At 42.7% G+C, this 19,466-nt stretch carries 18 protein-coding genes; 13 read left to right on the top strand and 5 right to left on the bottom strand.

Annotation, left to right across the window (positions count from 1 at the left end):
* Positions 1–83 precede the first annotated feature (83 nt).
* The 9 genes from H8S51_RS13080 to H8S51_RS13040 all read left to right on the top strand — a co-directional run bounded on the left by H8S51_RS13080 (position 84) and on the right by H8S51_RS13040 (position 12,360).
* Positions 84–1,739 (top strand): response regulator transcription factor, encoded by a 1,656-nt coding sequence (locus H8S51_RS13080; protein ID WP_118209199.1) that lies wholly within the window; start codon positions 84–86, stop codon positions 1,737–1,739.
* Positions 1,736–3,193, top strand: coding sequence for a sensor histidine kinase (locus tag H8S51_RS13075; RefSeq protein WP_006859060.1), 1,458 nt, complete (start codon positions 1,736–1,738; stop codon positions 3,191–3,193). The genes H8S51_RS13080 and H8S51_RS13075 overlap by 4 nt, the downstream gene beginning before the upstream one ends.
* Positions 3,194–3,378: 185 nt before the next feature.
* On the top strand, positions 3,379–4,515 hold the full coding sequence (locus H8S51_RS13070; protein WP_015559981.1) for an ABC transporter substrate-binding protein: 1,137 nt from the start codon (positions 3,379–3,381) through the stop codon (positions 4,513–4,515).
* 71 nt (positions 4,516–4,586) lie between these two features.
* Positions 4,587–6,107, top strand: a complete 1,521-nt coding sequence (locus H8S51_RS13065) for a sugar ABC transporter ATP-binding protein (RefSeq protein WP_186899098.1) — start codon at positions 4,587–4,589, stop codon at positions 6,105–6,107.
* Positions 6,100–7,164, top strand: coding sequence for an ABC transporter permease (locus tag H8S51_RS13060; protein ID WP_015521339.1), 1,065 nt, complete (start codon positions 6,100–6,102; stop codon positions 7,162–7,164). The genes H8S51_RS13065 and H8S51_RS13060 overlap by 8 nt, the downstream gene beginning before the upstream one ends.
* On the top strand, positions 7,164–8,180 hold the full coding sequence (locus H8S51_RS13055) for an ABC transporter permease subunit (protein ID WP_006856929.1): 1,017 nt from the start codon (positions 7,164–7,166) through the stop codon (positions 8,178–8,180). The genes H8S51_RS13060 and H8S51_RS13055 overlap by 1 nt, the downstream gene beginning before the upstream one ends.
* 71 nt (positions 8,181–8,251) lie before the next feature.
* Entirely contained in the window at positions 8,252–9,313 is a 1,062-nt protein-coding gene (locus H8S51_RS13050; protein ID WP_186899099.1) for an ABC transporter substrate-binding protein, read from the top strand.
* A 101-nt stretch (positions 9,314–9,414) separates the two neighbouring features.
* Positions 9,415–10,596 (top strand): hypothetical protein, encoded by a 1,182-nt coding sequence (locus H8S51_RS13045; RefSeq protein ID WP_241070717.1) that lies wholly within the window; start codon positions 9,415–9,417, stop codon positions 10,594–10,596.
* A gap of 63 nt (positions 10,597–10,659) precedes the next feature.
* The gene (locus H8S51_RS13040; RefSeq protein WP_186899101.1) at positions 10,660–12,360 is read left to right on the top strand and encodes a M3 family oligoendopeptidase; all 1,701 of its coding nucleotides are present in this window, start codon (positions 10,660–10,662) and stop codon (positions 12,358–12,360) included.
* A 65-nt stretch (positions 12,361–12,425) separates the two neighbouring features.
* Here the strand turns inward: H8S51_RS13040 and H8S51_RS13035 are convergent, their stop codons facing one another.
* The 4 genes from H8S51_RS13035 to H8S51_RS13020 all read right to left on the bottom strand — a co-directional run bounded on the left by H8S51_RS13035 (position 12,426) and on the right by H8S51_RS13020 (position 15,762).
* A complete protein-coding gene (locus H8S51_RS13035) occupies positions 12,426–13,046 on the bottom strand; it encodes a flavin reductase family protein (RefSeq protein WP_117919586.1) in 621 nt (206 codons plus the stop codon).
* 110 nt (positions 13,047–13,156) lie between these two features.
* Positions 13,157–13,672, bottom strand: a complete 516-nt coding sequence (locus tag H8S51_RS13030) for a DUF4364 family protein (protein ID WP_186899102.1) — start codon at positions 13,670–13,672, stop codon at positions 13,157–13,159.
* A 27-nt stretch (positions 13,673–13,699) separates the two neighbouring features.
* Complete coding sequence (locus H8S51_RS13025) at positions 13,700–14,620, bottom strand: TIGR01212 family radical SAM protein (protein WP_186899103.1); 921 nt, start codon at positions 14,618–14,620, stop codon at positions 13,700–13,702.
* Positions 14,617–15,762, bottom strand: a complete 1,146-nt coding sequence (locus tag H8S51_RS13020; protein WP_118209194.1) for an NAD(P)-dependent malic enzyme — start codon at positions 15,760–15,762, stop codon at positions 14,617–14,619. The genes H8S51_RS13025 and H8S51_RS13020 overlap by 4 nt, the downstream gene beginning before the upstream one ends.
* 211 nt (positions 15,763–15,973) lie before the next feature.
* On the opposite strand from H8S51_RS13020, the gene H8S51_RS13015 reads away from it, so the two are divergent.
* The 4 genes from H8S51_RS13015 to H8S51_RS13000 all read left to right on the top strand — a co-directional run bounded on the left by H8S51_RS13015 (position 15,974) and on the right by H8S51_RS13000 (position 18,158).
* A complete protein-coding gene (locus H8S51_RS13015) occupies positions 15,974–16,579 on the top strand; it encodes a flavodoxin family protein (protein ID WP_186899172.1) in 606 nt (201 codons plus the stop codon).
* A 218-nt stretch (positions 16,580–16,797) separates the two neighbouring features.
* Positions 16,798–16,959, top strand: a complete 162-nt coding sequence (locus H8S51_RS13010; RefSeq protein WP_241070715.1) for a hypothetical protein — start codon at positions 16,798–16,800, stop codon at positions 16,957–16,959.
* 67 nt (positions 16,960–17,026) lie between these two features.
* Positions 17,027–17,758: an AlkZ-related protein gene (locus tag H8S51_RS13005; RefSeq protein WP_186899104.1), complete on the top strand. Its 732-nt coding sequence runs from the start codon at positions 17,027–17,029 to the stop codon at positions 17,756–17,758.
* 1 nt (position 17,759) lies between these two features.
* Positions 17,760–18,158 carry a PAS domain-containing protein gene (locus H8S51_RS13000; protein ID WP_117919593.1) on the top strand — a complete coding sequence of 133 codons (399 nt, stop codon included), beginning with the start codon at positions 17,760–17,762 and terminating at the stop codon, positions 18,156–18,158.
* 249 nt (positions 18,159–18,407) lie between these two features.
* Here H8S51_RS13000 and H8S51_RS12995 read toward each other — a convergent pair whose 3' ends face one another.
* Entirely contained in the window at positions 18,408–19,280 is an 873-nt protein-coding gene (locus tag H8S51_RS12995) for a DegV family protein (RefSeq protein WP_186899105.1), read from the bottom strand.
* Positions 19,281–19,466: the final 186 nt, after the last annotated feature.

The raw sequence follows: 19,466 nt of genomic DNA, 5'->3' as shown, positions 1-19,466 counted from the left end.
AAGTTGTTTATTGAAACATTTTATGGAATGTGCTATTTTCATCATATAGATTTTCCGGCGGATGGGGAGTCCGGGAAGAAGATATGATGGGGGAAACAGAAACGATGTTGAAAATTTTTCTGGCAGAAGATGAGATTGTAATGCGGGAGGGGATACGAAATAATATTGCATGGCAGGAGGAAGGATTTGAATTTGTTGGTGAGGCGAGTGATGGAGAACTCGCGTATCCGATGATTCAGAAACTAAAACCGGACATCCTGATCACGGACATCAGGATGCCTTTTATGGATGGACTGGAACTTAGCCGGATCGTAAAACAGGAACTTCCGGATACGAGTATCCTGATTCTGAGCGGATATGGTGAGTTTGATTATGCAAAAGAAGCTATCTCGATCGGTGTGGAAGACTATCTGCTGAAACCGGTGACCAGTGCACAGCTTTTAGAAGCAATCAGGCGGATCGCAGAAAAAATTTACGGCAGGAGAGGCAGACAGGAAGAGACAAAAAACGAAAAAGAACAGAAAACACTTACAAAAAGAAGACTGTTCCGACATATCGTATCCGGTGAGCACTCCTTTTCGGAGGTGTTAAAAGAGGCCAGAGAACAGGAGATCGAACTGGCAGCGGAGCGCTACAATGTTTTTATGTTACAGCTCTTTTTCGAGGATGGGACGGAGACGTTTTATGAAAAAGATGAAGCATTTGAAGATCATATGGAACAGTTTTTTGCATACGGTTCGAGTGTGATCCGCGCAAAACTAAGCTGTGGGGAATATCATCTGGTACTGAAAGAGGAAAATGGTGTGACGCTTGAACAGCTGAAAAATGCCATTGAACAGGAACTTGAAATATATCTCTGCGGGGAAAATAAGATCGATTATGCCGCGGTATACGGGATACCGGTCACACGGTTCAGCGAGATCAAAAAATGTTACGAGGAAGCGAATCTTCTTTTTGCAAAGCGGTATTCCTTAGAGAAAAATAAGATCACGGAACAGGTAAAGAAGATAGAAAATGAGATGGAAACAAAAGAGACATTAGATCTTGGGGAACTCAATGTGTCCGGGATCGACCGCAGACAGGTGGAACAGTTTTTGTATACAGGAAGAAAAGAGGAAGTATCCGGGTTTGTGGATGATTATTTCCGGAAAATCTCAAACGGTAGCTTACAGTCGGTTCTGCTGCGTCAGTATGTGCTGATGGATCTGTATGTGAGCGCGGTCTCCGTGTTGGAAAAAAGCGGATATACCAGTGAAAATCTGTTGGAACAGTACAAAGATGCGCAGAAGATGGAAATTTTTCTTGGCACTGCAGGACAGGCGAGGGAGTACATCAAAAATCTGTTCGGGGCAGTGATCGAACTGCGGGAGCAGGGCATGGAACGCAGATATGACAATCTGATCCAGCATGCAAAAGCCTACATAGAAGATAACTATAATCATGAGGATATCTCCTTAAATATGGTCGCTTCGGAGGTAAATTTAAGTTCGAGCCATTTCAGCACTGTATTCGGACAGGAGACGGGAGTGACGTTTGTTGAGTATCTGACAAAGGTGCGCATGGATAAGGCAAAACAGTTATTGCGGACGACCGGGACTAAGACCACGGAGATTGCATTTGAAGTCGGTTTCCGGGATGCACATTATTTCAGTAACCTGTTTAAAAAGACACAGGGGTGTACGCCGCGGGAATACAGAAACAGGAGTGACAGACCAGAGCAGGAACAGGAAAAATTATGAACGTAAGAAAAAAATTTTCATTAAAAAACAGGTTGTATCTGCTGCTTCTTATCTGTGTGATCCCACTAACGGTTATGATCACATATTTGCTTTTTATGATCAACAATGTATCGTCAAAATATGACCATATTGTGGAGAAGATCACAAAGGCAAATGCATATAACATCGGATTCAAGGAAGATATCGACTATGTGATGTACATTATCGTGGTTAATTCGGAACGTGCGGAGGAGTTAGTCGATACACAAAAGCCGCAAAAGATGATCAAAGAGGCGAGAGAGGTGTTTGGGGAATTGGCAGAGGATGCCGATTCCGCATATGCGAAACAGCGTCTCTCGCGAATTTTAAAGAGTCTTGACACCCTTGAAAAAAGGGTGCAGGAGATTGAGGAAGATGCGTTAGTCAGTGGATCTTATGAGACAAATATGGAGAGTTTGGACTTAAATATCAGGGTGCTGACGGAGCTGATCCAGGAACAGATCCAGTATTATATTTATTACGAGAGCATGAACATGGAGGATCTGCGGGGTGGGATCCGTAATGATGTGGAGCAGGCGATTGCGATCACGAGCGGTATTTTACTGGTGATCTTAGTGGGTGCATTTGCAGTCAGCAGAAAAATCGTGACGGGCATCACAGAACCAATCGGGGAGCTGTGCGATGCCGCAGTGGCTGCCGGGGGTGGCGATTTCAGAATCCGGGCGGTGAAAACCGGACCGGAAGAGATTGAGGTGCTAAATAAGAGTTTTAACCAGATGGTGGAAAAAATCGGCAACCTTGTGGAAGATATCCATACGGAGGAGTTGAATTTAAGGGCAGCAGAGCTTCGGGTGCTGCAGGAGCAGATCAATCCTCATTTCTTATATAACACGCTCGATAATATCATCTGGCTTGCCGAGTCAAAAAAGACAGACGAGGTCGTAATGATGGTGTCCTCCCTGTCCACATTTTTCAGGACTTCTTTGAGTAAGGGAAGGGAGTTTGTCTCCGTGAAAGAAGAGACAGAGCATATCCGCAGCTATTTAGAGATCCAGCAGTTCCGCTACCGGGACATTTTAGATTATGAGATTGCGATCCCGGAGGAATATTACGGTTATGAGGTCATCAAACTGACACTTCAGCCGTTAGTGGAAAATGCACTTTACCATGGCATAAAAAACAAGCGTGGAAAGGGACATATCACGGTCTCGGCGGAGCGTTGTGCGGATGTCCTGATCTTTAAGGTAAAAGATAACGGGATCGGGATGGATAAACAGAGACTTGCAGAAGTATGCGCGATGTTAAAAGAGGATGGCAATACGAAAAAAGAAAATGACGGCTTTGGACTGTTTAATGTCAATCAACGCATCCAGTTGCATTATGGCACGGAATATGGACTGAAAGTGCAGAGTACCTACGGGGAAGAAACGGAAGTCTGGGTAAGAATTCCGGTAAGAACAGAAAGCAGTTCATAAAAAATACACATTTTTCCAAAAAAAATACACTTTTTTACCGAAATATATGAAAGCTGTTCACAATTTAGTAAAAAATTATACTTAATTCAAATTTAATTCGGTATTCATAAAAACCTCTCACAGTTATAATTAGACCATGGTTAGCAACGAAACCAAATCTAAAAAAACTATGGGAGGTTTTTGAAATGAAAAGAAAATTGGTGAGTATGGTAATGTGTATGGCATTAGGGGCAACAATGTTAGCAGGATGCGGAAACAGCGCAAACACGTCAACAGGTAATGCGGGTGCATCCAATGATGCCGCAGCAAAAACAGATGATGCAGCTGCTGCAGATCAGACAGATGACAGCGCAGAGGCAGCCGGAACAGAGAGCTCCGCAGCAAGCGGTGATACGGTTACAATTGGTTTTGCACAGGTTGGACACGAATCTGACTGGCGTACCGCTTCCACAGATTCCTGTTTAAGTGTTTTTTCCGCAGACAATGGATACGATCTTCAGTTTGTAGACTGTGATAATGATTCTGCAGTACAGTTAGAGGCAGTCAGAGGATTTATCGAGCAGGATGTTGATTATATCATCATCGATCCGATCGTATCAACCGGATGGGACACTGTACTGACAGAGTGCGAGGAAGCAGGAATTCCGGTTATCGTTATTGACCGTACGATCGATGACTCAGATAAATATGTTTCATGGGTAGGTTCTAACTTCAAGACAGAAGGTCTTGCAGCAGGAGAGTGGTTAAAAGCATATACAGATGCAAAGGGCATCAGTGATGTCAATGTACTTGTGATCGAGGGATCTACCGGAGCTTCCGCAACGATCGGACGTACCGACGGATTTAAAGAGATTGCAGATGCAAATGGATGGAATATCTTAGATTCCCAGACAGGTGATTTCACACAGGCAGGCGGACAGGAAGTCATGGAGTCCTACATCAAGAGTTATGAAGGTAAATTTAATGTTGTTGTATGCCAGAACGATAACGAAGCATTCGGTGCAATGGATGCAATGAAGGCAGCTGGTATCTCCTACGGTGTAGATGGTGATGTGATCCTTGTTTCCTTTGATGCATGTACCGCAGGACTTGAGTATGTAATGTCCGGTGACATCAATGCAGACTTTGAGTGTAACCCGCTTGCAGCTCCGTTCGTAGAGGAAGTTATCAAACAGCTTCAGGCTGGTGAGACTCCGGAGAAAGAAGTATACATGACAGAACACTGGTTCGTAAATGAGGATGTCCTTTCTACGATCAATGTAAATGGAGAAGATCAGGATCTGACCGTTGTCACAAAAGAAATCGTAGATGCCCAGTACTAATCAAACCTGATGGCATAAAATGCGGGGGAGACCATCTGGTCTCTCCCATTTTAAAGAAAGGGTGAAGGAAGATGGAGAGTAATGTTGTATTGACCATGCGCGGAATAACCATGACATTTCCGGGAGTAAAAGCATTGGATCATGTGGATCTTACATTACGCAAAGGTGAGATCATGGCACTGATGGGGGAAAATGGTGCCGGAAAATCTACGCTGATCAAATGTCTGACAGGAATCAATGCATTTGAGGCAGGAGAAATACATGTGGAGGGCATCGATGGTCCGGTTGTCAATCATTCGACGCTGGATGCACAGAAAAAGGGCATTTCCACTGTGTATCAGGAGGTAAATCTTTGCCCGAATCTTAGTGTTGCAGAGAATTTATTTATTGGAAGGGAACCGAAAACAAAACTTGGAACGATCGACTGGAAGACCATGGTCGCAAAATCGGAAAAGATCATGGACAGTCTGGATATAAAAATTGATGTAACGCAGAATCTGGAAGAATATTCACTTGCCCTGCAGCAGATGATCGCAATCGCGAGAGCGGTGGATATGGAATGTAAAGTACTTATCTTAGATGAGCCGACGTCATCGTTGGATGACCATGAAGTAGAAAAATTATTTACCCTGATGCGTCAGCTGAAAGAAAAGGGAGTTGCAATCGTGTTTGTAACCCATTTTTTAGAGCAGGTCTATGCGGTCTGTGACCGTATCACAGTACTCAGAAACGGTAAATTAGTCGGGGAATATCCAATCGAAGAACTGCCGAGGGTGCGTCTGGTTGCGGCAATGATGGGAAAAGATTTTGATGATCTTGCGGCCGTAAAAACAGAGCAGGCGAAAGACTTTTCAAAGGAACCGCTGTTTATCGATGCAAAGGGATTGAGCCATAAAGGAAAAATCAAACCGTTTGACTTACAGATCCATAAGGGAGAGGTAGTCGGATTGACCGGACTTTTAGGTTCTGGTAGAAGTGAGTTAGCACGTGTTATTTACGGCGCGGACAAAAATCAGACCGGAGAGCTGAAAGTGGCGGGAAAAGAAGTAAAGATCAATGCTCCGATCGATGCCATGAACCTTGGAATGGGACTATTGCCGGATGACAGAAAGGCAGAAGGTATCATAGGTGACCTGTCGGTAAGGGAAAATATTATTCTTGCACTGCAGGCAAAACGTGGAATATTCAAACTGCTGCCGATGAGTAAGCAGATCGAGATCGCGGACAAATACATAGAACTTCTTCAGATCAAGACCGCAAACAGGGAGACACTGATTAAACAGCTCTCCGGTGGTAACCAGCAGAAGGTGATCTTAGCGCGCTGGCTTGCGACCGATCCGGAATTTTTAATTTTAGATGAACCGACGCGTGGTATCGATGTCGGAACAAAGACAGAGATCCAGAAACTTGTGATCCAGTTAGCGGAGGAGGGAAAGAGCCTGATCTTTATTTCTTCTGAGATCGAAGAGATGCTTCGAACCTGTTCGAACCTTGTCGTATTAAGAGATGGGGAAAAAGTCGGTGAGATCACGGATAATCTGACACAGGAACATGTAATGCAGGCGATCGCAGGAGGTGGCACAAATGAATAATATAAAGAAACTGATCAGCAAACCGCTGTTTCTGCCTATCTTTTGTATGTTATTGGTAATGGCGGTAAATATCATTTACGATGTTGCATCGGGAAATTTTGCATTTAATTTCTTTACGATCTCCATTCGAAACGGAGTATTGTATGGACGTATTATCGATATCTTAAACCGTGGAAGTGAGATCGCAATCCTTGCGATCGGAATGACTCTGGTTGTATCCTGTTCTGCAGGTACTGATATTTCCGTTGGTTCGGTCATGTCACTGGCAGCGTCGTTCTGCTGTATGCTGCTTGCAGGCTATGGAGTTTCCTCCACGAATGAACTGGCGAGACCGCTTATCATCGGAGTGCTTGGCGGTATCCTGATCGGATGTGTCTGCGGTGCATTTAACGGATTTTTAGTATCGTATCTGAATGTACAGCCGATGGTCGCAACGCTTATTTTATTCTCGGCAGCAAGAGCGATCGGTCTGTTATTATGTAACAATATGATTGTGTATGTAAGAGAGGATTCCTTTAAAATTTTTGGTGGATATCTTGGATTTATCCCGACACCGATTGTTGTGGCAGCCGTATGTATCATAATCACTTCCCTGATACTAAAAAAGACGGCGCTGGGGTTATATGTACAGAGTGTTGGTATCAACAAAAAGGCTTCCCGTATTGCAGGTATCAAATCAGAAAGAATTATTTTCCTGTGCTACATTGTCTGTGGACTTTGCGCCGGAATTGCCGGAATTGTGGCATCTTCCCGTATCAGTTCTGCAGATTCTAACAATATCGGATTAAACTTTGAGCTGGATGCAATTCTTGCAGTTGCACTTGGCGGTAACAGTCTTGGCGGCGGAAAGTTCCGTCTTACCGGTTCTATTATCGGTGCATATACGATCCAGGCGATCACGACAACACTGTATGCGCTGGGTGTTTCCACCGAACAGGCACCGGTATACAAGGCGGTCATTGTTATCATCATCGTTGCGATCCAGGCGCCTCCGTTTAAGGATTATATGAAAAAGATGTCTGCAAAAAGACAGCTGGCAAAAGGAGGTGTCGCATAATGAAGAAAAAGAAAATGAATGGAAACACGGTACTTTTGATCATCACAATCGTTTTATTCTTCGTCATGTATGCAGTCGGATGTGCGATTTATGCAAATAAGGGATTTACACACCTGCAGACATTTTTAAATGTACTGATCAATAATGCGGGACTCTTATGCATTACCTGTGGAATGACATGTGTTATGCTGACAGGCGGAATCGACATCTCGGTTGGTTCTCTTGTAGCTATGGACTGTATGTTTCTTGCGGTCGGAATGGAGAGATGGAACATGAACGCAGTGGTTCTTTGTATTCTGGTCCTTTTGATCGGCGTTGTATTTGGAATTGTACAGGGTTTCTGTGTCGGATATTTAAATATCCAGCCATTTATTGTGACGATGGCGGGAATGTTCTTCGCAAGAGGTATGACGGCTGTGATCTGTACGGATCAGGTATCGATCAGCAGCAATGAATTTTTTGTAAAACTTGCAAATGCCAAGATCAAACTTCCGTTTGGATCTTATGTCAATGGTAAAGGCGTGGTACAGGTACCGTTTATCCGTATTTCCGTGGTTGTGGCACTGGTAGTGTTAGTCGTGGTATTTCTGATGCTCCGCTACACCAAATTCGGAAGAAGTCTTTATGCAGTTGGCGGCAGTGAGCAGTCAGCGACCATGATGGGACTTGATGTGAAAAAGACAAAATTAAAAGCTTATGTGTTATCTTCTTTCCTCTGTTCGATCGGCGGTATCTGCTATTGCTTGAATACCATGTCCGGCAACGTGCAGCAGGCACTTGGATTAGAGATGGATGCCATTGCATCATCCGTTATCGGTGGAACGCTCCTGACCGGAGGAGTTGGAAATGTGATCGGTTCCTTCTTCGGTGTACTGATCAACGGTACAATCTCAACTCTGGTAAAGACCAATGGTAAGCTCTTAAGTTCCTGGTCGAGCATCGCAGTTGCAGCATTACTTTGTTTCTTTATTGTGTTACAGAGTATTTTTGCAAAGATGAAAGAGAGCAGTAAATAATAAAGTGAATAAGAAAAAGCTGTCGCACAGAGAAAATTCTCTATTTATGTGCGGCGGCTTTTTGGTATATAATGAAAAGCAGAGGTTATGGGTTCGGAGGAGATATGTTAAACAAAAGGTGGGTATCAGCAGGAATCACGGTACTTGGGGCAATATTTTTGCTGGCAGGATGTGGAGAAAAAAGAGGGCAGCGCACGAATGGACTGGACACGGAGGAGATGGCAGGTCATGATGGGTGTATTGTGGTAGGCTATGCACAGGTCGGTTCAGAGTCAGACTGGAGAACAACGAATACGCAGTCATTTAAAAATATTTTTACGGAAGAAAACGGTTATTATCTGATTTTTGAGGATGGACAGCAGAAACAGGAAAATCAGGTCAAGGCGATCCGCAACTTTATCCTACAGGATGTGGACTATATTATTTTAGATCCGGTTGTGGAAACGGGATGGGAAGCGGTGCTTGAGGAGGCAAAGGAGGCAGGAATCCCTGTCATTCTCTCTGACCGTACCGTGGAAGTCGGCGATGAAAGCCTTTACAGCTGCTGGGTAGGAAGTAATTTTTGTGAAGAGGGAATAAAGGCGGGGGAATGGATTGAAAATTATTTAAAAGAACAGGGAAGAGAAGATGAGACGATCCATTTAGTCACACTGCAGGGGACGCCAGGTTCCTCCGCACAGATCGGGAGGTCGGACGGTTTTGAAAAAATATTAAAAAAACACTCAGACTGGGTGATGCTTGAAAAACAGTCGGGCGATTTTACACAGGCAAAAGGTCAGGAAGTCATGGAAGATTTTTTAGAGAAGTACGATGATATCGATGTTGTGATCAGTGAAAACGACAATATGACGTTTGGCGTGATCGATGCGCTTGAGGCGGCAGGAAAGAAAATGGGAACAGATGGTGATGTGATCGTGATCTCATTTGATGCAGTAAAAGATGCGCTTACGGTGATGCAGGATGAGAAGATCATGGCTGATTTTGAGTGCAATCCGCTGACAGCCCCTTTGGTCGAACAGACGATCCGGCATATGGAAAACGGGGAAGAGGTCGATAAAGTCCAGTATGTGGAGGAAGGATATTTTGATTACACGATGGATCTGAAATCAATCCTGAAAGACAGATCCTATTAGACAATAGGGAAAGTGTGTATATTGCTTCTTTGGTTTTATTTTTGTATAATATTGAAATAAATTATACTGGGAAATCAAATAAAACAGAGGAGAAGAGCAGTATGGCAGAAGAGGAATTTCAGGAACAAAGTTCCGTGAAAACTGAAACTGAAAAAGAACAGAGTGCCGTGGAAAAGAAAAAAGCAAAAGAACAGAGTGCCACAGAAAAGGAAAAGGTAAATGTAGAGAATGTTATGGAACAGGAACAGGTAGAAGATCCGGTTATCATAGAGAGCGAAGATGTGAAGATGGAAACGGAACCGGATTATACGCAGATGGAAGTCAAAAATCCACGGATCGGAAAAGTTTTAAAACTCGAAGAAGAAGCAAAGAGGCAGAATGAATTAGAGCAGCTTCGCAGTAAGCGGATTAGACAGCAGCAGGAATATATCAATCGGATGATCGACTCCGTGGAAGCAAATCTGAAAAATACAAAAGAAGAACAGAAGTTAAATGAAGAATTTGAACGCCATATCAGAACGGAAGTTTACCGGATGCATGGCATCAGTGAGGATAAACTTCAGGGCATGGAGGAACGCCGCAATGCATGGTATCAGGGAGCGGCGTTTGCACTGTTTTTTCTGTCGCTGATCTTAGTGGCAGTGTGTGGTGTTTTACATGGGTTTGGTTCGGAACTGTGTATTTTTATGGCATTTTATACGGCAATTGAGGGTACGCTTCTTTCAAATGGCAGAAAACAGGCAGCGTTTTTTGAGGTACTGATCAAGATTTTATATCTGTTACTTTACCCTGTGATGCTGACGGTGTTTGTGTGCTACGAACTGAAATTTAAGGAATATGATATGTTAGTTCCAATCTTTGTGATCGCTGGTGTGGTTGTTCTGATGCTTGGGGCTATATCTTATTTTGCTTACGATCCATACCGCGTGGATAAGCGCAACCGCAAAAAGGCAAACAGTTACATAAAAGAAATGGAGAAGGCGGCTTTAAAGGAAGTGCGTCTGAAAGAAAAAGCGTTTGAAAAACTGCAGCGGAAAAACGAGAAGAAGGCACAGAGAGAAAAAGCGCGCAAAGAAAAGGAAGAAGAAAGGCGTAAGAAACGGGAAGCACGCAAGGCAGAACGTGAAGCAGCACGGCAGAAATCAGAACAGGAACAGCCGGTAGAAAAAATCATTGGATGGTGGGAAAAAATCCGTCATAAGAATGAGAAGAAAACTGAAAGTGAAGTGAAAGAGCAGATGACAGAAAACATTGCGAAAGACAAAAATGAGAGCGCAGAATAAAAGTCTGTTATGGTCAAAGACCAATAACATATAGAAATGCAGGAAGAAAGGACAAAATGAAACATGGAAGATTTTAAATTCAGCACACTGGAATATAAAAGACCAGATTTTGAAAAAGTAGGTGCATTTGCAGAGGAGATCACACAAAAAATCAAAAATGCAGCATCCTATGAAGAATTAAAAGGATATATGGAGCAGATGGAGGAGATGTCGAAAAATTTTTCGACGGACTGCACGATCGCATCTATCCGCCATACCTTAGATACGACAGACGAATTTTATGAAAAAGAAGATGCGTATATCAATGATATGGTGCCGACAGTTATGCCAAAACTTCTGGCGATGAATGATGCACTGATGGAATCAAAGTTCCGCGGGGATATTGAAAAGGAGTACGGAAAGCAGTATTTTGCACAGATGGATCTGCAGAAAAAGACATTCTGTGAGGAAAACATCCCACTGATGCAGCAGGAGTCAAGACTGTGCAAGGAATATGAAAAAATGATGGCAACCGCAGCAATCCCGTTTGACGGAAAAACGTTAAACCTGTACGGGGTACAGAAGTATTTTGAACATGAGGATCGTGAAGTACGAAAGGCTGCTGTGAAGGCATACTCCGATTTTTATCATGGCAATGAAAAACGTCTCGAAGAAATCTGGGATGAACTGATTAAAATCCGCACACAGATGGGAAAAAATCTTGGCTATGAGAATTTCATCCCGGTTGGCTATATGCAGCAGGGACGTACTGATTACGGCATGGAGGAAGTGGCTGCTTTCCGCGAGCAGGTGCGTACCGTGTTAGTTCCTTTCTGTGAAAAATTATATGAGGCACAGAAGAAACGTCTTGGTGTGGATACATTAATGTTTTACGATGAAAAACGTGTATTCCCGGATGGCAATGCAGTTCCGGCAGGGGATGATGATTTCATGGTGGATCAGGCGAGAAAAATGTATCATGAATTAAGCCCTGAGACAGGAGAATTCATTGACTTTATGATCGACCATGAGCTGATGGACTTAAAAAACAAACCGGGCAAGGCATCCACCGGATATATGACATCCCTTGACCGCTACAAAGCACCGTTTGTATTTTCCTGTTTCAATCAGACGATCTTTGATATGCAGGTACTGTCACACGAGTTAGGTCATGCGTTTGCAGGATATATGGCAATGCGCAGCCAGCCGATCGCTGCATATTACAGTGAGTCAACGGATATTGCAGAAATTCATTCCATGGCAATGGAACAATTTGCTTATCCATATGCAGAAAAATTCTTCGGAGAGCAGGCAGATAAATATCGTTTTGCACACTTGCAGGATGCCCTGACATTTGTACCGTTTGGCGTAGCCGTAGATGAATTCCAGCATATCTGTTACAGCAACCCGGATATGACACCGAAGGAGCGCACGCTTGCATGGAAGAAGTTGGAAGAAACTTATATGCCTTGGAGAAAATATGAGGCAGATGATTTCTTTGACCGTGGCGGTTACTGGTATCATAAACTGCATATTTATCTCTATCCATTCTATTATATCAACTATACTTTGACGACAATGGGAGCGATGGAGTTTAAAACCAAGGACAGAAAAGATCATGAGGATGCATGGAAAGATTATTTAAATCTCTGTAAATGTGGTGGCAGCATGAGCTATTTAGAGACACTGCGCTACGCACATCTGATGAATCCATTTGAGCAGGGAACGGTGGAAAAAGCCATTGAGCTTGCAAAAAATGATCTGTTAAACAGCAGATATATGTAAGAGAAAATAAAATGCAATAGATGTATCAGTATCTTGACAGAATAAAAAAAGCAAAGAAACGGAGGTTATTTCCGTTTCTTTGCTTTCTTTTTTGCGACACTGTATCCAAAAGTGCCAAGTTTTTTGCCGAGTAAAAAGTAGGCACCATGGGAGTAGGTAACAAGTCCGGTGTCATTGAGGTGAAATGTATTTTTCTCATCAAAAAATGCATCATCTACGGTGACATTCACCACATCAGCAAGAAACATGGTGTGGCTTCCGAGCGGTTTTATCTCCCGAACCTTACATTCGATATTGACAGGACTTTCTGCGATGCCCGGTGCAGAAATCTCCTTCGAAGGGAGCGGTGTCAAATGCATTTCTTTGAATTTATCAATGTCTTTTCCGGAGCGGACACCGCAAAAATCAGTTGCGCGGACTAACTGCTCCGTTGTCAGATTTACAACAAACTCGCCGGAAGTTTCGATCATATGGTAAGAGTAGCGCTCCGGGCGTACAGAGATCGACAACATCGGTGGATTGGTACATATGGTTCCTGCCCATGCTACGGTGATGATATTTGGTTTTCCGGCAAGATCTGGATTGGTACAGAGTACATCTTCTTTTCCGGCAGGATACTGGCAGCTTACCATAACGGCAGGCAGCGGATAGAGCATGTTGCCGGGTTTAAAATATTGTTTTGCCATAGAAAAACTCCATTTCTGAGTAATTTGTTAAGAAGAGATGATAACATTGCTGTCAGCGTATCATGTTCTGTTATTTGTAATAATAGAAAGTCTGCCAGGCGTCCGATCTATTATTTTAAAAGAAGATCCATGAGATATGCATAGACGTCTTCATTTTGTTTTTTCCAGTTATCACAGATCGCCTGCGCCTGTTCCCTTGTTTTTACGGTGAGAGTCAGGTCGATCAGATTGGTATCGTGTACACGAAACTGGCAGCGTGCAGCATAATCCTGATTTGGTGTTTTGTAATAGTCCGCAAGTATGGAGTTGACGCTGCGCAGCTCTAATTTATTTTTTTCTAAGAATGCAGTGGTGTCGCGTTCGATTGCAGGCGTGATCTTATCTTTGAAAAAACCAAGCGTTTCTTTTCCGGCAGCAGTAATGGTATACTGCGTATTGCTGTGAGTGGATTCTGCATGTATCAGGCTGGCATCCTCAAGGTCACTTAATACCTGTTGGACACGAAAATAATCCGTATAATCCTGCTCTAAAAAGAAATTAGATATCTGTGTGTTTGTCAATGGAAAATCCACTTTATCCAGCATATTTAAAATTGTCAGTTTATAGATCGTGAATGGTTCTGCCATAATATTAGATGCCCTCTTTCTTTATAATCAGATATTTTTCCCCTGCCAGAGATCACGCTCACGCAGACATTTCTGTATCGTGTTTAAAACTCTCTTTTTATCTGTACTCCATAAAGGTGCGATCAAAAGACTGCGCGGACCATCTCCTGTGAGCCGGTGGATCACAATTTCCGGCGGCAGCAGTGCAATGCAGTCTGCAATCAGGTCACAGTATTCTTCCAGTGTAAAAAGTGGAAACGGATCTGCCATATAGGCAGTCCCAAGATCGGTTCCTTTCAATATATGAAGAAGCTGGAGTTTTATTCCGGTGATCGGAAGACTGCCAACATAACGGACGGAACAGAGCATATCCTCTTTTGTCTCACCCGGAAGACCTAAGATCAGATGGGTAATGACCGGAATGTTTCTTTCATGCAGGGCATTTACTGCCTGCTCAAACTGAGAGAGGGTAAAACCGCTTCGGATTGCCTGCAGTGTTGTATCGTGGATGGTCTGAAGCCCAAGTTCTATCCAGACCGGTTTCCTGTGGTTTAACTTATCAAGCAGATCTAAGATATCCGGAGCCAGACAGTCACAGCGGGTTGCAATGGATAATGCTGCGACATCCGGCTCTTCAATGGCTTCCGTAAAAATCTGTCTTAAGTATTCTACAGGTGCATAGGTATTGGTATATGCCTGAAAATAAGCGATGAACTTTTTACAGCCTGTTTTTGCCTGAATCCGTTTTTTGGCGGAAAGAATCTGCGCATGAACAGACAAGTCAGGCGCGGCAGCAAAATCCCCGGAACCGCCAGCGCTGCAGAAAATGCAGCCGTGATTCCCCAGAGTACCGTCGCGGTTTGGACAGGTCATACCGCCGTTTAAGGAAAGGCGGTAGACCTTTTCCCCGAAAGTCTGTTTTAATTCATAATCTAAAGAATGATACCGTTTGTCGCCCCAGATCATCATTTGATATGGGATTTGACAGCTTCGCTTACAACTTCTGCGACACGCGGGTCAAAAGCCTCCGGCATGATAAATTCGTCACATAACTGATCCTCGGAAACAAGACCTGCGATCGCTTCTGCGGCGGCAAGTTTCATTTCTTCCGTGATCTGTGTGGCACGTCCCTCTAAGGCGCCTTTGAAGATACCAGGGAATGCGACAACGTTGTTGACCTGATTCGGGAAGTCACTTCTTCCGGTTCCGACCACGCGTGCACCGGCTGCTTTTGCAACGTCCGGCATGATCTCCGGTACCGGGTTTGCCATTGCAAACAGGATGGAATCGTGATTCATGGAAGATACCATCTCCGGTGTTACAATGTTTGGTGCGGAAACACCAACAAAAATATCAGCACCTTTTAATGCATCGGCAAGTGTTCCATGCTCATTTGCAAGGTTTGTTACTTCGGTCATTTTCTGCTGCATCCAGTTTAAATTCGGATAATCTTTTCCGATGATGCCCTCACGGTCACACATGATCACATTTTTAAAACCGTATGTTAAAAGTAATTTTGTGATGGCAACGCCAGCAGATCCAGCACCGTTTACAACGACGCGGCAGTCCTCTTTTTTCTTGCCGGTCACCTTTAATGCATTGATGATACCTGCAAGTACTACGATGGCAGTACCGTGCTGGTCGTCATGAAATACCGGAATGTCGAGCATTTCTTTTAAACGTTCCTCAATCTCAAAGCAGCGTGGTGCGGAGATATCCTCTAAGTTGATACCGCCGAATGCCGGTGCAATGTTTTTCACGGTAGCGATGATCTCTTCGGTATCCTGTGTGTCTAAGCAGATCGGAACGGCGTTGACATTGCCGAACTCCTTGAATAATACACATTTACCCTCCATAACAGGCATTGCTGCGTATGCACCGATATTTCCAAGCCCTAGTACTGCGCTTCCGTCGGAAACAACAGCAACGGTGTTTGCTTTCATTGTGTATGTATAGGCTGCCTCAGGGTCTTTGGCAATGACTTTACAAGGTTCTGCAACACCTGGTGTATAAGCAATCGCAAGATCTTCGCGGCTTTTTACTTTTGATTTGGCAACGGTCTCTAATTTACCGTTCCACTGTCTGTGCATCTCTAATGCTTTATTCTCCATAATAATATATCTCCTGTTATCATTGTTTTCATTTATGATAACATTAACAATTTCACAAATCAAGAAAAGTTGATGGAGAATTCTGCTGATTGTAACTGCTGATTTCATTTTAAGGGAATTTGACATATATAATAGGTAAGTGATAAAGTTATTTTAGAAATTATCCGGCAGAAAATCCGAAAAGAAGGGAAGATTTGAAGTGAAAGTATTAATGATTAACGGAAGTCCGAGAACAAATGGAAATACATCGATAGCACTTGGTGAAATGAAAAAGGTTTTTGAGGAAGAGGGCATAAATGCGGAAATCGTGCAGGTTGGCAACAAAGCTGTAAGAGGCTGTATTGCCTGCAATCGCTGTGCGGAGCTTGGAAAATGTGTTTTTGATGATGTGGTAAATGAGCTGGCACCTAAATTTGAAGAGGCGGATGGTCTTGTAATCGCAAGTCCTGTTTATTATGCATCAGCAAATGCAACTTTAATTGCAGTTTTAGACAGACTTTTTTACAGTACATCTTTTGATAAAACCATGAAGGTGGGAGCAAGTGTCGTATGTGCCAGACGTGGTGGATGTTCCGCTACGTTTGATGAATTAAATAAATATTTTACGATAACAAATATGCCGATCGCATCAAGTCAGTACTGGAATTCCATCCATGGAAGAGGTCAGGGAGAAGCAGAAGCAGATGAAGAGGGGAAACAGACGATGCGTGTGCTTGCAAGAAATATGACATTTCTTATGAAGAGCATTGTACTTGGAAAAGAACAGTTTGGACTTCCAAAAACGGAAGAACATGTGTGGACTCATTTTATCCGGTAGAAGAAATCCAAAGAGAAAGCGGATCGCATGATCGGTTATAGGGGGGAACAAACTTCCAAGGTGGGAAGCGTATGATGAACCGTTGACTGCGTAATATATTAAAACCAGTGTATGAGTCGGCGAAAGTATGCGGATTTCAGGAGTGGTAAAGGTTATTCAAATATCTGAACTGATCCTGATTCCGACGGTAAATACCGGACAGGAACCAATGGAGATGTTTGAACAGGAAATCCATAGTTGTCTCACCGGAAGGAACAGTTATTGAAAAAGCGGATGATACTGAGCAGATCATTTATACTGATATTGACATAAGAGAATCACAGAGAATCCGCAATAAAAAGCCATATACATCTTTAAGACGTAAGGAATTTTACCTGTAGCTGATTTTTGAATTGGTTTGTAAAGTTGTGAAAGAGAAATACAGGACAGTACAAGAATGGAGATAAGATGGGAAATGAATCAGGTGAATGGATCATGTACGGTGTAGACTGGGATGATCCGGAGTGTATACATACGGTAGATGAAGCAATGGAATATATCAATGAGGTCGGTTTTCTTCCTTTATTCAAAAATGATATTCCAGGTTTTTCTCTGGAAGAAAGAACTGTGCCAGAATATTGGTGGAGTGATGTATCCGAAAAAGATCCATGGATGTGGAGAGCAGTCATTGCAAGAAAACATGACATAGTTTATGGCAAGTTTTTTGACAGAAAAGCTGGTTTTATATCAAAAAAATGGCTGCCTGTATTTGCAAATTATCGTCGTGATGGATATGATTTTGATGCACTATATGAGGATGGCAAAGCACCAAACAAGTATAAGAAGATAATGGATAATTTTATTGAGGATAAGGAAGATGCAGAAATATATTCTAATATACTGAAAAAACAGGCTGGCTTTGGTAAGGATGGGGAAAAGGGATTTGATGGCGCCATCACAAATCTTATGATGCAGACTTATCTTTGCAACTGTGATTTCAGAAAGCGGGTAAATAAGAAAGGTGTGGAGTATGGATGGGATGTTGCTGTGTATTCTTCGATTGAACATATATATGGATACGATTATGTGACATCATGCTACAAGGATGATCCGGGAGATTCGTGGAGGCAGATTGCAGATCATATGCATGAAATTTATCCGGTTGCATCAGACAAACAGATAAGGAAGGTGTTGAAATAAAATGAGCGATAAAACAAAAAATTATGACAAAATAGATATCAGTTATTTTAAAAGCATTGTGGATCAGGACAGGGCTTCGGTTGTTATATGTAATCTCAGTCATGAGATCATATATATGAATCCGGCAGCAGTACAGAATTATTCAAAACATGGTGGAGATAAGCTGATAGGAAAAAGTCTGTTGTGTTGTCACAATCCGGAATCCGGAGAAAAGATACAGCAGGTGATCGACTGGTTTGCAGCGGATGAAAGCCATAATATTGTATATACTTTTCATAATGAGAAGCAGAATAAAGATGTATATATGGTGGCGCTTAGAGATGAAGGAAAATTAATCGGATATTATGAAAAACATGAGTATCGGAATGCAGAAACCATGAAATATTATGATTTATTTTAAACAGAATAAGTTTATGAAAACGGAGGAGAAAGAGCGTGAAGGGAAAAGGATTCCTGACCAGAATCTTAGTGTTGTCAATACTTTTTCTCATAAAAAATCCCACACCACATTTCATGTGATGTGAGATTCTCTTAACTTAATGCCATTGACCTCGCTGTCTGGGAGATTTTTTTGTTAGGGGAGTTTTTTTACAGCTCCTTTTTTGCCTGAAACATATGTTTGTAAAGTTTATATATATGATCAGTGTGATTAACGGTGATCTCCCAGATAAAAAAGTGCAACCGTGCCAGGACCGGAATGTGCACCGATCGTAGCACCGATATAGTCGATCATAAAATTCTCATATCCGAAACGTTCTTTGATCAGATCAGCGACAAACTGTGCGTCTTCCGGGCAGTCTCCATGGCTGATGAAGATGATATCATTTTTATCTTTCCAGTCACCGAGTTGTTTTTCCATGCAGTCGACAAGTCCGATCAGTGATTTTTTACGTCCGCGTACTTTGCTCAACATGACAAGGTGTCCTTCATCATCGACATGAAGTACTGGTTTTAAATTGATCATCGTACCGACGATCGCGGCTGTTTTAGAAAGCCGTCCGCCGCGATGCAGATGGAAAAGATCATCGACGGTAAAATTATGTACGAGATGATATTTATTTTCTTCTACCCAGGCAGCAACCTCATCTAAACTTTTTCCTGCTTCTTTTAACTGGACTGCTTTATAGACAAGCAGACCCTGACCTAAGGTTGCGGCAAGCGAATCAACAACTACGATCCGGTGATCCGGATATTTTTCACAGACATCTGCTGCCGCGATACGGCAGCTGTTGAAACTTCCGCTGAGACCGGAAGAAAATGCAATATGGAGAATATCCACATCATTATCTTTCAGGATGGATTCATACAGCAGGGCAGCTTCTTCGGGATTTGCCTGTGAGGTGGTCGGCAGGGAGCCGGCACGCATTTTATCATAAAAATCTTTGACAGGCATTGGTTTTTCCCAGGTGTAGGATGTACCCTCTAGTGTGTAAGGAAGGGACATCATGTATAAGTGATGTTTTTCAACGTAGTCTCTTGGTAAATCAGTGGTTGTATCGGTAACAATTACAAACTCTTTCATGAACTCCTCCAGATCATATTGTAAATATTTAAAGATAGCATCAATCGGATATTATCCGATCTCCATGGGTATTACCCATGCACAATTATAAATGATATATTGTTAAAAGAAAAGAAAAAATTGAAATCAGGTATTTACAAATATAATAAAATGAAGTATGATATCACTATCTTTTTATCGGGTTTG

This window comes from Roseburia rectibacter (assembly GCF_014287515.2).
Lineage (GTDB): Bacteria > Bacillota > Clostridia > Lachnospirales > Lachnospiraceae > Roseburia > Roseburia rectibacter.
This window is presented reverse-complemented; position numbering and strand designations above follow the sequence as displayed.

Bases quoted from the DNA above. Each gene is read 5' to 3' on its own strand.
- H8S51_RS13070 (WP_015559981.1), top strand. From the start codon at position 3,379: ATGAAAAGAAAATTGGTGAGTATGGTAATGTGTATGGCATTAGGGGCA.
- H8S51_RS13005 (WP_186899104.1), top strand. From the start codon at position 17,027: ATGGGAAATGAATCAGGTGAATGGATCATGTACGGTGTAGACTGGGAT.
- H8S51_RS13050 (WP_186899099.1), top strand. From the start codon at position 8,252: ATGAAAAGCAGAGGTTATGGGTTCGGAGGAGATATGTTAAACAAAAGG.
- H8S51_RS13015 (WP_186899172.1), top strand. From the start codon at position 15,974: ATGATTAACGGAAGTCCGAGAACAAATGGAAATACATCGATAGCACTT.
- H8S51_RS13055 (WP_006856929.1), top strand. From the start codon at position 7,164: ATGAAGAAAAAGAAAATGAATGGAAACACGGTACTTTTGATCATCACA.
- H8S51_RS12995 (WP_186899105.1), bottom strand. From the start codon at position 19,280: ATGAAAGAGTTTGTAATTGTTACCGATACAACCACTGATTTACCAAGA.
- H8S51_RS13020 (WP_118209194.1), bottom strand. From the start codon at position 15,762: ATGGAGAATAAAGCATTAGAGATGCACAGACAGTGGAACGGTAAATTA.
- H8S51_RS13040 (WP_186899101.1), top strand. From the start codon at position 10,660: ATGGAAGATTTTAAATTCAGCACACTGGAATATAAAAGACCAGATTTT.
- H8S51_RS13030 (WP_186899102.1), bottom strand. From the start codon at position 13,672: ATGGCAGAACCATTCACGATCTATAAACTGACAATTTTAAATATGCTG.
- H8S51_RS13025 (WP_186899103.1), bottom strand. From the start codon at position 14,620: ATGATGATCTGGGGCGACAAACGGTATCATTCTTTAGATTATGAATTA.
- H8S51_RS13045 (WP_241070717.1), top strand. From the start codon at position 9,415: ATGGCAGAAGAGGAATTTCAGGAACAAAGTTCCGTGAAAACTGAAACT.
- H8S51_RS13000 (WP_117919593.1), top strand. From the start codon at position 17,760: ATGAGCGATAAAACAAAAAATTATGACAAAATAGATATCAGTTATTTT.
- H8S51_RS13035 (WP_117919586.1), bottom strand. From the start codon at position 13,046: ATGGCAAAACAATATTTTAAACCCGGCAACATGCTCTATCCGCTGCCT.
- H8S51_RS13075 (WP_006859060.1), top strand. From the start codon at position 1,736: ATGAACGTAAGAAAAAAATTTTCATTAAAAAACAGGTTGTATCTGCTG.
- H8S51_RS13060 (WP_015521339.1), top strand. From the start codon at position 6,100: ATGAATAATATAAAGAAACTGATCAGCAAACCGCTGTTTCTGCCTATC.
- H8S51_RS13065 (WP_186899098.1), top strand. From the start codon at position 4,587: ATGGAGAGTAATGTTGTATTGACCATGCGCGGAATAACCATGACATTT.
- H8S51_RS13080 (WP_118209199.1), top strand. From the start codon at position 84: ATGATGGGGGAAACAGAAACGATGTTGAAAATTTTTCTGGCAGAAGAT.